The 13,704-nt window shown below is 41.5% G+C and carries 15 protein-coding genes and 2 pseudogenes; 16 read left to right on the forward strand and 1 reads right to left on the reverse strand.

Annotated elements, in window-relative coordinates:
- Window positions 1–25 precede the first annotated feature (25 nt).
- The 16 genes and pseudogenes from CDZ78_RS10475 (at window position 26) to CDZ78_RS10540 (ending at window position 13,046) form a co-directional block, all read left to right on the forward strand.
- Window positions 26–2,083 (forward strand): type I restriction-modification system subunit M, encoded by a 2,058-nt coding sequence (locus CDZ78_RS10475; protein WP_087869968.1) that lies wholly within the window; start codon window positions 26–28, stop codon window positions 2,081–2,083.
- A gap of 2 nt (window positions 2,084–2,085) precedes the next feature.
- On the forward strand, window positions 2,086–3,519 hold the full coding sequence (locus CDZ78_RS10480) for a restriction endonuclease subunit S domain-containing protein (protein ID WP_087869969.1): 1,434 nt from the start codon (window positions 2,086–2,088) through the stop codon (window positions 3,517–3,519).
- A 145-nt stretch (window positions 3,520–3,664) separates the two neighbouring features.
- Window positions 3,665–3,871, forward strand: coding sequence for a Panacea domain-containing protein (locus CDZ78_RS10485; protein ID WP_087869970.1), 207 nt, complete (start codon window positions 3,665–3,667; stop codon window positions 3,869–3,871).
- The gene (locus CDZ78_RS10490) at window positions 3,855–4,154 is read left to right on the forward strand and encodes a Panacea domain-containing protein (protein WP_087869971.1); all 300 of its coding nucleotides are present in this window, start codon (window positions 3,855–3,857) and stop codon (window positions 4,152–4,154) included. The genes CDZ78_RS10485 and CDZ78_RS10490 overlap by 17 nt, the downstream gene beginning before the upstream one ends.
- Entirely contained in the window at window positions 4,154–4,867 is a 714-nt protein-coding gene (locus tag CDZ78_RS10495) for an IS1634 family transposase (protein WP_087869972.1), read from the forward strand. The genes CDZ78_RS10490 and CDZ78_RS10495 overlap by 1 nt, the downstream gene beginning before the upstream one ends.
- A 171-nt stretch (window positions 4,868–5,038) precedes the next feature.
- Window positions 5,039–5,788, forward strand: coding sequence for an Lcl C-terminal domain-containing protein (locus CDZ78_RS10500; RefSeq protein WP_087869973.1), 750 nt, complete (start codon window positions 5,039–5,041; stop codon window positions 5,786–5,788).
- Window positions 5,789–5,805: 17 nt separating this feature from the next.
- Window positions 5,806–6,579, forward strand: coding sequence for a hypothetical protein (locus CDZ78_RS10505; RefSeq protein ID WP_087869974.1), 774 nt, complete (start codon window positions 5,806–5,808; stop codon window positions 6,577–6,579).
- A gap of 56 nt (window positions 6,580–6,635) precedes the next feature.
- The gene (locus CDZ78_RS10510; protein ID WP_087869975.1) at window positions 6,636–7,553 is read left to right on the forward strand and encodes an Lcl C-terminal domain-containing protein; all 918 of its coding nucleotides are present in this window, start codon (window positions 6,636–6,638) and stop codon (window positions 7,551–7,553) included.
- Between the two features lie 294 nt (window positions 7,554–7,847).
- Window positions 7,848–8,693: a hypothetical protein gene (locus CDZ78_RS10515; protein ID WP_140413994.1), complete on the forward strand. Its 846-nt coding sequence runs from the start codon at window positions 7,848–7,850 to the stop codon at window positions 8,691–8,693.
- Window positions 8,694–9,094: 401 nt separating this feature from the next.
- Entirely contained in the window at window positions 9,095–9,535 is a 441-nt protein-coding gene (locus CDZ78_RS10520; protein WP_140413995.1) for a DUF975 family protein, read from the forward strand.
- Between the two features lie 6 nt (window positions 9,536–9,541).
- Window positions 9,542–9,841 (forward strand): annotated as a pseudogene (locus CDZ78_RS10525) (DDE-type integrase/transposase/recombinase); the annotation flags it as partial.
- A gap of 110 nt (window positions 9,842–9,951) precedes the next feature.
- Window positions 9,952–10,068 (forward strand): annotated as a pseudogene (locus CDZ78_RS24535) (IS30 family transposase); the annotation flags it as partial.
- 37 nt (window positions 10,069–10,105) lie between these two features.
- Complete coding sequence (locus tag CDZ78_RS10530) at window positions 10,106–11,314, forward strand: AAA family ATPase (protein WP_140413996.1); 1,209 nt, start codon at window positions 10,106–10,108, stop codon at window positions 11,312–11,314.
- A 20-nt stretch (window positions 11,315–11,334) separates the two neighbouring features.
- Entirely contained in the window at window positions 11,335–12,006 is a 672-nt protein-coding gene (locus CDZ78_RS10535) for a hypothetical protein (protein ID WP_140413997.1), read from the forward strand.
- Between the two features lie 79 nt (window positions 12,007–12,085).
- Window positions 12,086–12,262 carry a hypothetical protein gene (locus CDZ78_RS21915; RefSeq protein ID WP_167374253.1) on the forward strand — a complete coding sequence of 59 codons (177 nt, stop codon included), beginning with the start codon at window positions 12,086–12,088 and terminating at the stop codon, window positions 12,260–12,262.
- A gap of 28 nt (window positions 12,263–12,290) precedes the next feature.
- A complete protein-coding gene (locus CDZ78_RS10540) occupies window positions 12,291–13,046 on the forward strand; it encodes an AAA family ATPase (RefSeq protein ID WP_230990947.1) in 756 nt (251 codons plus the stop codon).
- On the opposite strand, the gene CDZ78_RS10545 is transcribed toward CDZ78_RS10540, so the two are convergent.
- Window positions 13,043–13,704, reverse strand: a 662-nt coding sequence (locus CDZ78_RS10545; protein WP_174664573.1) for a UPF0236 family transposase-like protein, incomplete at its 5' end; no start/stop codon positions are given. The two genes, CDZ78_RS10540 and CDZ78_RS10545, sit on opposite strands and share 4 nt — an antisense overlap.

Consider the following 13,704-nt stretch of genomic DNA (forward strand, 5'->3'; position numbering starts at 1 on the left):
AATTACAAAACCCATAAAAACAAAAATGGACATCATCCAAACGATACTCAAAGACAGTAATTACCATCTTGCACTGTTCACAAAAAAGGAAATAGAAGACTTACAAGAAACTATCTTTACCAAAATAACCAGAGGCAAAGAAACCCCCTATATAAATTGTATCGTTCGTAAAAAGGATATTCAGCTAAAACCAGAAGAAATTGTCCGCCAACTTTATGCGGCAAGACTTATCAATCAATATGGCTACACTAAAAAACGCATAAAGTTTGAATATTCTGTTACTTTTGGTAGAGAAAAGAAAAGTGCTGATATTGTCATTCTTGATAAAGATCGCCCTGATGCTGCCTATATCATTATTGAGCTAAAAAAGCCCAAGCTCAAAGACGGAAAAAACCAGCTTCGTTCATATTGTAATGCTACGGGCGCATCTATCGGGGTATGGACAAATGGTGAGCAAATATCCCATTACCACCGTAAAGACCCTAATTACTTTGAAGACATCACTGATATTCCCAAGGAAAGGCAAAGTCTTAAGGATATATTGAGCGAACGCTTTACCTTAAAAGACCTCATCATCAAGGACAAAATCGCCAATGAAAGAAAATCCTTGAAAGACATCATTCTTGAAATGGAAGACGAGGTTTTAGCTAATGCTGGTGTGGATGTTTTTGAGGAAGTTTTTAAACTGATCTTCACAAAACTTTATGATGAATATGGAAGTAAAAAAGACAAGGCGAATATTGAATTTTATCTTGACCAAAATATTGATGATGAAGAAAGAGTGGATTACGACAAGCTCAAAGAATCTCTTATCGGGCTAAATGATAAAAAATTCCGTGTCATGGAGTTTAGAAATACAGGGCAAACAGACACTGAACTAAAAAACAAAATTCAAGAACTGTTTGATGAAGCAAAAAACCAGTGGACAGGGGTTTTCCCTGATAGCTCAAATTTTGAGCTATCAGGGAGTCATTTATCGGTTTGCATATCCAGTTTTCAAGATGTGAAATTGTTTAATTCTAATCTTTTGGTCGTAGATGAAGCCTTTGAATATTTAGTCAACAAATCCGCTAAAGGTGAAAAGGGGCAATTTTTCACCCCTCGTCATGTCATTGATATGTGCGTGCAAATGCTCAACCCTAAACGGGGTGAGTATATGATTGATACAGCTTCGGGAAGTTGTGGTTTTCCAGTCCATACTATTTTTAAACTCACCGGACATCTTTTTACGAATGCGGAAATCCCAGAAGAAGAAAAGCAGCATGTTCTTAACATATTTGGTATCGACTTTGACGAAAAAACGGTCAGGGTTGCACGAACATTAAACCTTATTGCGGGAGACGGTGAAACCAACGTATTGCATCTAAACACGTTAGATTTTGACCGTTGGAATGACAAAACAGAAAAAGATAAAAAATGGATTAACACCTATGGAAAAGGCTTTAATCGGCTCGAAAAACTTCGCTCTGAAAAAGACGAAGATAAGCACTTTAATTTTGATATTTTAATGGCGAACCCTCCCTTTGCAGGAGACATCAAAGAAAGCCGTATCCTGCACCAATATGAACTTGGCTTTAAGGAAAACGGAAAGGCACAAAGCAAAGTCGGGCGGGATATTCTCTTTATTGAAAGAAATCTGGACTTTTTAAAGCCGGGGGGACGCATGGCAATTGTTTTGCCACAAGGTCGATTTAATAACACATCTGATAAACATATCCGTGAATTTATAGCACAGCATGGGCGTATTCTGGCGGTGATAGGTTTACACGGTAACAGTTTCAAACCCCACACAGGCACAAAAACTAGCGTTTTATTTGTTCAAAAATGGGATGATGAGCTATGCCCTAAAGTCGATGACTACCCGATATTTTTTGCCGTAAGTGAAAAGGGCGGAAAGGATAATTCAGGCGATTATATCTATGTGAACAACGGTAACGGACAATACAAGTTAGATAAAAACGGACATTTGATTGTTGACCATGACTTACATAATCATGATGGAGAATTGCAAGATGGTATCGCAGAAGCTTTTATTGAGTGGGCGAAAAATGAAGAATTATCGTTTTTTGGTGGGGGAGAATAAAGGTGAAGATTTCTATTCTTAATAAGAATGAATTAGAAAATGAATTTACAATTGGCGCAGAATTTTATCAGCCTTACTATGTCCAAAAAGTAGATAAAATAAAAAGTAAAAACAACGTTTATTTACTTGGTAATTTATGTTTCTTAATTACAGATGGAGATCATAGCGCAACTCAATACACCGATGATGGGATCTTATATCTTCTAAGCGAATCTGTAAAAGAAGGTTATATTGATACCAATATAAAAAGATATATTTCTAGTGACTTGCACAACTCACTTAAAAGATCAAAATTAAAACCTAGGAATATCTTACTCACAAAAACAGGGGTCTATTTCGGAAAAAGTGCTGTAATACCAGATGATTTCCCCGAAGCAAATACAAGTGCCCATGTAGGAAAGTTTGTAGTAAAAGAAGAAATTATTAACCCCTATTATCTTTCTACTTTTTTTAACTGTGAATACGGTTACTCCCAGCTTAGAAGACGTGGAATAAAGGCATCACGCCCCGAAATAAAATTGATAGAATTCTTTGATATAAAAGTATATGTTGCAGCTAAATATTTCCAAAATATAATAGAAAAAACAATAAAAAAATCAATTGCTATTTTAGACGAATCCAAAGAGAAAATTGATTTTTCTAAAAATCTACTTCTATCTGAACTTGGAATAACTAACTGGCAACCGAAACACAAATTATTTTTTATTAAAAACTATTCTGATACTGAACAATCAAAGCGCATCGACGCGGAATATTTCCAGCCAAAATATGATGAGATCATCAATGCTATCAAAGCCTATAAGGGCGGTTGGGATGCGCTCGGAAACCTTGTTGATGTTAAAAAAAGTATTGAAGTTGGACGCGGGGAATATCTCGATGAAGGCATACCATTTGTGAGGGTAAGCAACATTAGTCTCTTTGAACTATCAGAGGGAAAATATATCTCGGAACAGCTCTACGCAGAACTAACGCAAGATGAACAGGACATACCATTTGAAAAATCCAAAACCCATCAACCACAACAAGGCGAGATATTATTCAGTAAGGATGGTTCTCCAGGAATTGCCTATTATCTAAAAGATAAGCCTCAGAAAATGGTTGTTTCTGGAGGCATATTGCGTCTCCAGAGTAAGGCAGACACGATAAATAATGAATATCTTACCTTGGTACTGAACTCTGTTTTAACACAAGAGCAGGTAAAGCGTGATGTCGGTGGTTCTATTATATTGCATTGGCGACCTGAGCAAGTGAAAGAAACAATCATTCCTATTCTACCACAAGCTCAGCAACTACAAATACAGCAAAAAATTACTGAATCTTTCGAACTACGCAAACAATCAAAGCAACTTCTCGAAAATGCTAAACGAGCCGTTGAAATAGCTATCGAACAAGATGAAAGCAAAGCTATTCAGTGGTTAGATGCTCAATTAGTCTGAACCTCATTAACAAAGCTTTTTGTCAAGCACCATATATAATCATAAATCAGACTAATGAGGGTAACATGAGTAATACGCGTAGAAAGATCGACCTTAGTAGCCTTAAATTTTGAGAGGTAACACATGAATACGTTGGTGAACCAAAGTGTGTAGTAGCGCATTAGCTAATTTCTTTATAGATAAAGCAAAAGAAGAATGCATTATTATGTCTAACCTAAAGTTGCAAAAGCTTATGTTTATTGGTTACGGATGGACTCTAGCACTTATTGATAAAGATTTAACGGAAACCGAGGGCTTGGCAGCATGGCCCTGTTCTTCCGTCAATTTATCACCAAATGAAATGTTATGGTGACACTCCCATAACAAAACCGGCAATGGATTATGATAGTGATGAAAATAAAGTTTACATCCCCATCATTCAAGATAAGTGTGTAAAAGAAATACTTGAAAAAGTATGGGGGATTTACAAGTCATTTTCAGCATGGTCATTAAGAAATTTAACGCATAAAACAGGTTCTCCGTGGGACTCATCCTTTGAAAGAAAGTCAATGTTTATTGATATTCCAGAAGAAGAAGAAGAAGTAAAGGAATACTACACAAAATATATTACTGCCTTGCTGGATGAGGATGATTAATGAATACTGATTCAACCCTTTTACAAAGGCTAAAAAACACAAAGACAAAAGAACTGACAAAAACAGAAAAACATCGCTGTGCAAAGGTTGAAGATGCCTATGACCATGAACTTATAAAGCAATCTAAAAACAGAGCTATGCTTGGTAAATTTTTAGTCTTTTTTGTAATGGGCATTTTCTTAACGCTTGGTTTACTGTTTATCTTCATGATTTTTCTTTATGGTCGTGGGCTTGTTGGTGATTGCTTTAAGCTAGAAGGGCATTACATTATTGGTGGCAACACCGACCCAGAAGAACTTAGTGACCAGGAAGTTGTGAACGTTTACAAGGAGCAATACCAGGTCGAAAGGGGATTTCGTTTTCTCAAAGACCCCCTGTTTTTTGTCTCGTCATTATTTGTTAAAACACCCCAGCGTATCATGGCATTATTAATGGTCATGCTGTTATCGTTGCTGGTATATGGCATTGCCGAAAGACGTATGCGGGCTTGCCTGGCCTCACAAAAGGAAACGTTGCCCAATCAAATTCAGCAGGCAACAGAAGCGCCGACTTTACGCTGGGTATTCCAGTTATTATTGGGCATTCATTGCCTTAAAATATCGACGGAAAATCAGTCACATCAGATGATTGAAGGACTTACGCCTTTGCGAGAGAAGATTTCATTACTCTTTGGCCCGACTGTGGCTGAAATATATCAACTTTCTTATGGGTAGCACCCGCTCAATGTGAGGAATGACGAGGTGCCGAGTCGGTTGTTTTAAAATGGCTGAAGCTCCATGGGTAATCAGGTATGTTTTAGAAGCTTCATTTTGGCTAAGGTATTGTTATAATGGGGTCAAAAGTGCCCCTCCCCCGGAACTTTGGTAAATTAAATAAGAGGTCATATGAAAGCTATAGTTATAGGGATTTTGTTAGCCCAATCCATCTCGTTTGCATTTGCGGGATTTGATCCGGATGTAGAAAGAAACTCAAGTAATTCTAAAATAAATGAGCATTATATAGCTATAAATGCCACGGATATTAGTAATCTAGCCGCGCATATTTCGGATAATAAACGTGACATTGGGCATATCTTCCCGCCTATCCCGAAGAATCGCACCAAACATCTTATGCTGAAGCATTGTACTGGTACTCATGTTTTACACTGGGGGGATTGTCCAACCTACTCTCTCGGGGATTCAGGTCCCGCAGGAGGTATGGTGTTTCAGGTTTCAAAGGATAAAGAACACGGCTTAGAACTTCAAGTTATTGATGGAGATTATCAGTGGGGTTGTGATGGGACATATCTTCCCAACGCGGCACACAATAACATTGGAGCTGGGATGATAAATACTGCGGTAATCTTAGATTCAGAGTGTAAAAGTACCGATGGCTCTACGACAGCAGCTGAGGTGGTTTCTAATTATTCGCACGGTGGATTTAGTGACTGGTACTTGCCCTCAAGAGGTGAGTTATTTCTAGCATATGAGGTTTTATACCCTAAAGCCCCTAAGCCTGACAGGGATGAGCATATATATTGGTCCTCTTCTGATTATGGAAATGATAAAGCTTGGACTGTAGATGGGATAGCGGGGGAAAAGACTCAAGACTACAAAGTTACCCCCAACTTCCTCGTTGCTATTCGTTCATTCTAACTAACTAAGAGCTGCTAATGAAAATTCCAACATTAAATAATAACACTTTGATGAGCGGTGTCTTTTTTGTCACCGCGTTATTCAGTCATTTTGCTATAGCTGATACTACAGATGATACGACTGCGAGGGTCATAAAGAATTCTGACAATATTGCTAAAAATAAAGGTGAGCTAGAGAAGGCCAAGAGTGCCGTTGAAATTATGGCTGATAGGGTTCAGAGGTTAGCGCCTCTTCCTCACAATGAAAGACCACAAGAACAGTTTATGTGGCTTTGTAAAGACAGTGATTATCCTCAGTGGGGGGGGTGTGAAGACATCTACAAGGTGGGGGACACGGGACCCGCAGGCGGAATTGTCTATTATATTACCGATGATGGACAGCATGGCTTAGAAGTGGGCTTAGAGGACTTGGGTCCCGCAGACTGGGGCTGTGATGGAACCGCTATTCTTAAGGCTCAAGGGAACGATGCGTTAGCAGTCGGGAGGGGTAAAGAAAATACAGATGCAATTTTAGCAGGCTGCTCTTCACAAAGTTCAGCAGCATACTTGGCATCTAATTACTCGAGTAACGGTATCGCGGGTTGGCACTTGCCTTCTTTAGATTCCTTGAATTTAATATTCGAAGAGATCTATCAAAATGGATTGGGAGAATTTAACGGGAATCATCAGTTTTGGTCATCTTCAGAGTACGACGTACATATTGGCATGCTGAAAGACTTTGATGGTGGTTCTGGGCATGAATCTAAGTCGTCATCGGACGGGATTTCAGTTAGACCTGTTCGTCCTTTCTAACCCACGTATAAATACAGACAGCCCAAGTATGGTTATTAAATGAAAGAGGATAATTTATGAGTTTTTTTAAACTGGCATTCCTATTGATCTTATCAGGGGTGGCCGTCTCAGCAGTGGCATCTCAGATTGAAAATAATACTGCTGAGATTGCAAAAAACACCAGTGCAATAGCAAAATATAAGGAAGATATTAAAAAAACCGAAACATCTTCAGCCGATAATAAGAGGGGTATCAAAAATAGTAATATCCCACCTTTTCCGGAAGATAAAATCAACTCATTGGCTCTAAGGCTTTGTCCAGGTAGTGATGAACCTCAATGGGAGGAATGTGAGTCTAATCCAGGCGAAGATGGGGATGATACCACCTCTAATAACTTACCTGCGCATTGTAAAGATATGTCTAAAGTGAGATCTGATGATAGAACACCAGAAACCGCCAAAACCTTATCAAAACTCCAAAATACTGATTGTGCTCTTGAGTATAAAGTAGGTGATATTGGACCTGTAGGGGGGGTTGTAATTCATGTTACATATGATGGTAAGCATGGTATCGAAGCATCTACTGACCGAATAGAATCAGCGGCTTGGGGCTGCTCTAAGACTTATGTATTGGGTGCTGATGCAGTAACTATTGGAAGTGGCCTTGGTAATTTTAACAGGATGATACGGTTTGAATGTGATGGAACTTTTTCAATGACAGGTCATGAAACATATAATATTGCTTATAATGTGACTATATTTATGAAGAATAATTTTGAGGACTGGTATTTGCCAAGTGTCGATGAGATGATTATTCTTGTTGATACTTTTAATAAAAAAGGTATTCAAATTCCTAGAAAACATTACTGGACCTCTTCACAAAATGATACCGAGAACGCATCAGCTATTTATGTTGATAATGCCAGTGAAATAGTGCGCCGAAAAACTCGTAAAAAAACACATCATTTTCCTGCTATACCTGTAAGGAATTTTTGATAATGGCCAGGAGGATTCTGTCGCAAAAAACAAATGATTTTGTGAAATCAATTGTACTCTATTTCTTTTGCGACCGCTGTCAGCCCCCCGAAGTATGATAGTCTCCAGAACAGGCGCGCCTGATTACGATAATATAGTGCTAATGCGGGGAAGAGATAGAGTCTTAATCAAATTTCTAAACATAGGATATAATTAATGAACATTCTAAAATCAAAAAAACTAATCTTGGTTATATCGCTAATAACGAGCCTCATAATAACCAACTCAGTATCTGCTAATACTCTTCAGGGAGCATTGGATGAGACTAATCAGTCTATTTCAGAAGTTTTTTGCCCTGAATTACTAGCCAATGGTCAGTGTAAGTATGATATTGGTGATCCTGATGTAGATAATATTTTCAAAGAGTATTATAGCAAGTTGCTTGAGGATGATACTCTCGCGGAGTCTTATAGGCATTTAAAAGATTACTATAACTATTCAAAGGGGATTCCTCAGAATATTCTAGCTATCTCTTGCCCTAAATTACTAGCCAATGGTCAGTGCGCATATGACATTGGGGATAAAGGGCCTGCGGGAGGTGTGGTCTTCTATGTAACTGATGATGGCGAACATGGGTTCGAAATGGCTCCAGAGAATCAATTCACTTATACACCTTGGGTGATAGATAAGTCAAAACTTTGGGGTTGTGATGGTGTTATGGTTCCCGGTACAGGGGACTTGGGTGTTGGGAAAGGCAGATCGCACACACAAGCTATCCTAGATAATTGTGAAGCCCCCGAGGGTGCCATACTCCTTGCCCAGATGGCTCATGATTACACTCTTAATGGATATAGCGACTGGTTTATCCCCTCGCTAGGTGAGCTACTCTTAATGCGCACAAACTTATATGTGGACAGAGATTACGACTTTGAGTCACGTCTACTAGTGAGTTCAAGTGAGGACAGATTCTATCATGCGGAGAACATGAAGAGTTCACTGGCTGGAGAGGGTTCCGCCGATGATTTCATAGACCCAATAGAACCCTTTAGAGGTGTGTGGAGGGTAAAATTCTATTTTAAAGACCGTAGTGATATTAGAAAAATAACTAGAGCGGCGTCTAAAGAGTGGGGTCTATCAATGCGAGTTATTCGAGAATTCTAACGCTGCCAGCCAAGGAGAGCGTTAGCGAGGGCTGGGTAGCCCCCCAGGGGGTTCTGTCGCAAACGATAAGTATTTGTGTTAAACCGGCTATAAACCTGTTTTTATGCCTCTCATGAAAAAAGCATCATGCAGGAGAATATACTATTACCGGTTATGTCGCAAAAAATAGATATTTGTGTAAAAATTAACTGTAACCTGTTTTTATGCAACCAATGGATAAGACACCATCCAGGAGAAAAACTTTCTCATCCCATCCGATAAACTAGTGGGAAAGTCAGGTGCCATATGACATTCGTGAGAATAATCACTTGAAAAGTCTCCCACTTTTTAGTTGAACATGCGAACCTTCTTTGGCTGAAATTTAATCTTATGATCGTAGGTAATAGGGTGACTTTGTTTTTTTGCGACAGAACCACCCATTCTTTGCAGGCATTATGATGATGGGTATACATAGAGCTGTCGATGCGCCTGTCAGTTATAAAATGACATTTTCTTATTTCAGTTTTACCTTACGCATTATTCTTGCAGTCATTTGCATGTCAGTTTTAATTGTCTTGGGATTTGTATTACTTGTTATTCCTGGAATATACCTATCAATTGCTTATAGGTTTATGGTACACCTTATTATCGATAAAAAAATGGGGGTTTGGGACGCTATGGAAACATCACGCAAAGCAGTTACCCAACATTGGTTCAAACTATTTTTTACGGGTGTATTGATAATATCAATACACGTAATAAGTGCAATTCCTCTTGGTATTGGTTTGATCTGGACTATACCGATGCATGTAGCGATACAAGGCATCCTTTATCGTAGAATTTTTGGGGTTGAGTCTGTTTAGCATATACAGGTCGTTATGGATAAAAGTGGCGCTAACTATGCAGGATTAGCCAATATTAACCTCTTGTTAATCCTAGCAGGGTTTACCACCATGATCGACATATTACAGGTTAAATATTTGAATAACATCATCGAACAGGATCACCGCTTTATCAAAAAAATAACAAAACCGATGATGGGCTTCAAAGCGTTTCACTCCGCTCAAGCAACTATTGCTGGAATTGAAACAGCACATATGATCCGAAAGGGACAATTGTCTGAGGAAAATATGCCTGCTTATAAGCAGTTTATGGCTTTAGCAGGATAGTTACGCCTGAAGACCAGGAGGTCTGCGCTTTTGATAATTATTGCGACAGAACCTTCATTAGCCGCATAAAGACCGGTTATGGCAGGTTTTTATGCGCACAATAAACTTTTGCGACAGAACCGTTAAACTCCAGACCTAGAAAGTGTTTGGGATTTAAAACGCCTTATGAGGTGTTTTTTGAGAATACTGCCGTTGATGTCAGTAAATTAGGGGTGGTGCACTTATGAGTCGAATCCACCAGATTATTTTTAAGGGGCGTGAGGAATGAATTCTGTCAATGTTATAAACACCTCCATGGAAGATGAGGCATCCGAAACACAGGTTCTTGCGGATATAGTCACTTGGTCAAGGAGCTGTACTACATGGCAACGGGACGCCTTACGCCGGTTGTGCAGCAAGGAAAAGTTGGATCAGGATGACCTGGAAAGCCTGATGGCAATCTGCAAGGAGGAGCAGGAAGGCGACCCAATAACATCCGATCATATCCGTGATCCGGATGCTTCCAGTGCCGAGGTGTCGCTTACCAAGCTGCACAACCTCAAGCATGTTAACGCCCTTCAACCCGGTGAAACCCTGACTTTTAAGAAATCAGGGTTGACGGTGATCTATGGGGATAATGGAGCCGGAAAATCCGGCTATGCCCGCGTCTTAAAGCAGGCGTGTCGAGCGAGACTGCCAAAGGACGATATTGTTCTGCCAAATATCTATTCAGCGCAACGCGACACACCGCAGGCTGAAGTTGGTTTTCTTTTTAGCGGGCAAAACCAGTCCGTTGTGTGGAAGCAGGGAGCCGCAGCGGATTCAAGATTGACGGCAATCAGTGTCTTTGACAGCCGTACAGCGGCGGTTCATGTTGATGCTACCAATGATCTAGCCTATACTCCCCTGCCCTTACGAATCATGGCCGCTTTGGCCGACACCTGCAAAACGATCAATGACAAGTTGGATGATGAAATCAGGGTGATCAAAAACCAAACCCCTGCCATTCTGAGAAACCCTGAATATGCACCGGATACAGAAGTAGGAAAACTACTGTCTGGCCTTTCCGCCAAGACCCCTGACACAAATGTAGAGAAATTGGCTGGGTTATCTGAAGCTGAGGAATCTTGGCTAAAAACACGTGCAGCTGATCTTGCAAACGATCCCGCACGGGTAGCCCGCCAGCTTCAAGCTCAAAAGACCAAGATAGATAAAGCAGAGGAACGTCTCAATGCCTTAGCAAAGGCCGTCAGTGACGAAAACATTGCTAGTCTTCATCGGCTCTGCATGATGCCTATACTACAGCCCGTACAGCGGCAACCCTTGTGTCAGCAGACCTGTTTTCAGATGAGCCGTTACCCGAAGTTGGATCAGATGTTTGGCGATCCCTTTGGGAAGCCGCCCGCACCTATTCCAATAAGCTGGCATATCCCGAACGTGAATTTCCAGCCACTGGTGATGATGCGCGGTGCATTCTATGCCATCAGACATTAAGCCCCGAAGCATCGGGGCGATTGAGTCGTTTTGAATCCTTCGTATTAGATGAGAGCAAGAAACGCGAGGATAAGGCTCGCAAATCATACGAGTCTGCCCGTTCGTCTATGCTGGAAGCCCGCATATCCAAGCAGGATGTGCAGGAGATAGTTTCCGTGATCCGGGACGGGTTGGATGATGCGGAGCTGGCGAAAACCATCAAGCGGTGTGCTATCACAAATAAGTGGCGACTCCGCTCGATCCTCAAAATGGTTGAAATGAAAGATATTATCATTCCGACACCGATTGCAATAGTGCCAGATGAAGCCATGGCGACACATACGCAAGAATTGGAAAAACGGGAAAACAGCCTACTGTCTGAGAATGGTTCGCCAGAACGAAAAGCTCTGATAGCCAAGCATCAAAAACTGGCTGCACGCAAATGGTTAGGCAGAGTGAAAACCGATGTACTAGATCAGATCGAGCGACTGAAAACCATTGAAACACTTGAAACGCTACAAAAAACAACAGTCACCAGAAAAATTACCACCCTTAGCACTGCCCTTGCCAAACGTCTTGTGACGGATAGGCTTAGCGATCGGTTTGCCCAGGAGGCTGAAAAGCTTGGAATCGCAGAGCAACACGACATAGAGCTGAAACATGCTAGGCGCGCCATGCTACCTCACGAAATTCCGGGACTCCTGTCGCCGTAATTCGTTCACCTACGCAGCGAATAGGAGATGCTCCAGCCGCCCTGCGTCCGCCACAGACTGAGCACAAAGCAGCTCAGTCATGGCTGCCTCAAATGGCTCTACGGCTATTCGGGATAAAATTTTAGCCTCCCTCGCGCGCTATTGCGCACTTCGGATTGGCAAATTTCCCTGCGCCTTCTGGAGACTATCATCCCGTCCGGGGCTGACAGCGGCGGACTACTGCTGGAATTCCTCTGTTCCATGTTCGCATGATTAGCAAGCCGGATGAGCCAGTAGGTAAGATATTGAGCGAAGGTGAGCACCGCTGCGTGGCACTGGCCGCTTTTCTTGCGGAACTGTCCACCCTTGAAACATCATCCGGGATCGTCTTTGATGACCCCGTTTCATCGCTTGATCACATTCACCGGGACAGAGTTGCCGAGCGGCTGGCAACAGAGAGCTTGAAGCGTCAGGTAGTGATTTTTACGCATGACATAGCCTTTCTGGTGTTGCTGGAAGAGACCTGCCGGGAGACAAGAGATCGTGCAGCCATTCCGATTGCATACCGGGTTGTTAGCCGTGGCGCAGATGCCGCCGGGTTCTGCAATACCGAGCCGCCTGCTAATGTTCTGCCCGTCGATAAAGTGGTTAAGCAGATGCGGAAGCACTTGGCGAATGTGAAGATCCATCACGAACGCGGCGATCAAGCCAACTGGCGTCGCGAAGTTGGTTCTTTTGAGAAGGAACTGCGTGAGGCATGGGAACGGGCTGTCGAAGATGCGGTATCGCCTGTCATCAAACGCATGGCAAAGAAGGTGCAGACTGACGGACTGATCCGCCTCACCGTTTTTCAGGAGCAGGATTGCTTGGTTATGCGCGAAGCCTATGGACGTTGTTCGCAACTATTGCACAGCCAGCCCGGAGAGTTGAATCCGCGGCTTCAGACACCGACCGAGGTCGAAACTGAGATAACAGTCCTTGAAACATGGGTTCAGAACATAAAAGACCGGCAGTCCAACGCGGATGCGATTAAAAGTACGGTGAATTTCTCAAAATATTAAGAAGCTTTGGCCAAATTTCTCCAATATTCATCCCATTGATCATTTCCTCTGACCACTCTTAAAGCAAGCATGGGTTCAACGTTTTCAGATTTCCACCACGCCCCTGATAGTTTTAATCGTTCCTGAATAACATAACGGTGTGCGCTTTCTATTTCGCCTGAACCAATAGGCAAGTTTTTTTCTATCGCTCCTTTATAGTCGAGTTGCTCAGTACGGTTACTTAAATAGCGGTGACAAGATCGTACAGGGGCTTTAGAATTTTCAATCTCATCACCTTCTAAAAACGGGTTTAAATCATGAATAACAAGTGAGTGTTCATTGTTCTTTAAGCGTTTTTCCTGAACATCCATCCAGTTTTTTTCATCATTGGCTGCGCATATTTTCGATGCTCCCCCTAAGTATTCGCAAACGTGATAAAAATCAACTAGGTAACTTGCCTGTGATCCAAACCTTTTTTTCATTTGATCTGCAATCCATGTTGCACCATCGCCAACACCATGTATTTGTGTATTGATACCCAGTCCTGCAGTGACCGCACAATTTAATAATGAATGCCCTGCATCATCTACACTCCCTCCAAAAGTAGCATCAAATTTAGGTGTGATATTTCCTTCCTCATGAGCTAATGCTAAACGAGCCTCTTTCCAATGCAGTATTT

Source organism: Bathymodiolus platifrons methanotrophic gill symbiont (assembly GCF_002189065.1).
GTDB lineage: Bacteria > Pseudomonadota > Gammaproteobacteria > Methylococcales > Methylomonadaceae > Methyloprofundus.

Bases quoted from the DNA above. Each gene is read 5' to 3' on its own strand.
- CDZ78_RS10475 (WP_087869968.1), top strand. From the start codon at position 26: ATGGACATCATCCAAACGATACTCAAAGACAGTAATTACCATCTTGCA.
- CDZ78_RS10490 (WP_087869971.1), top strand. From the start codon at position 3,855: ATGAAATGTTATGGTGACACTCCCATAACAAAACCGGCAATGGATTAT.
- CDZ78_RS10495 (WP_087869972.1), top strand. From the start codon at position 4,154: ATGAATACTGATTCAACCCTTTTACAAAGGCTAAAAAACACAAAGACA.
- CDZ78_RS10500 (WP_087869973.1), top strand. From the start codon at position 5,039: ATGAAAGCTATAGTTATAGGGATTTTGTTAGCCCAATCCATCTCGTTT.
- CDZ78_RS10505 (WP_087869974.1), top strand. From the start codon at position 5,806: ATGAAAATTCCAACATTAAATAATAACACTTTGATGAGCGGTGTCTTT.
- CDZ78_RS10510 (WP_087869975.1), top strand. From the start codon at position 6,636: ATGAGTTTTTTTAAACTGGCATTCCTATTGATCTTATCAGGGGTGGCC.
- CDZ78_RS10530 (WP_140413996.1), top strand. From the start codon at position 10,106: ATGAATTCTGTCAATGTTATAAACACCTCCATGGAAGATGAGGCATCC.
- CDZ78_RS21915 (WP_167374253.1), top strand. From the start codon at position 12,086: ATGGCTGCCTCAAATGGCTCTACGGCTATTCGGGATAAAATTTTAGCC.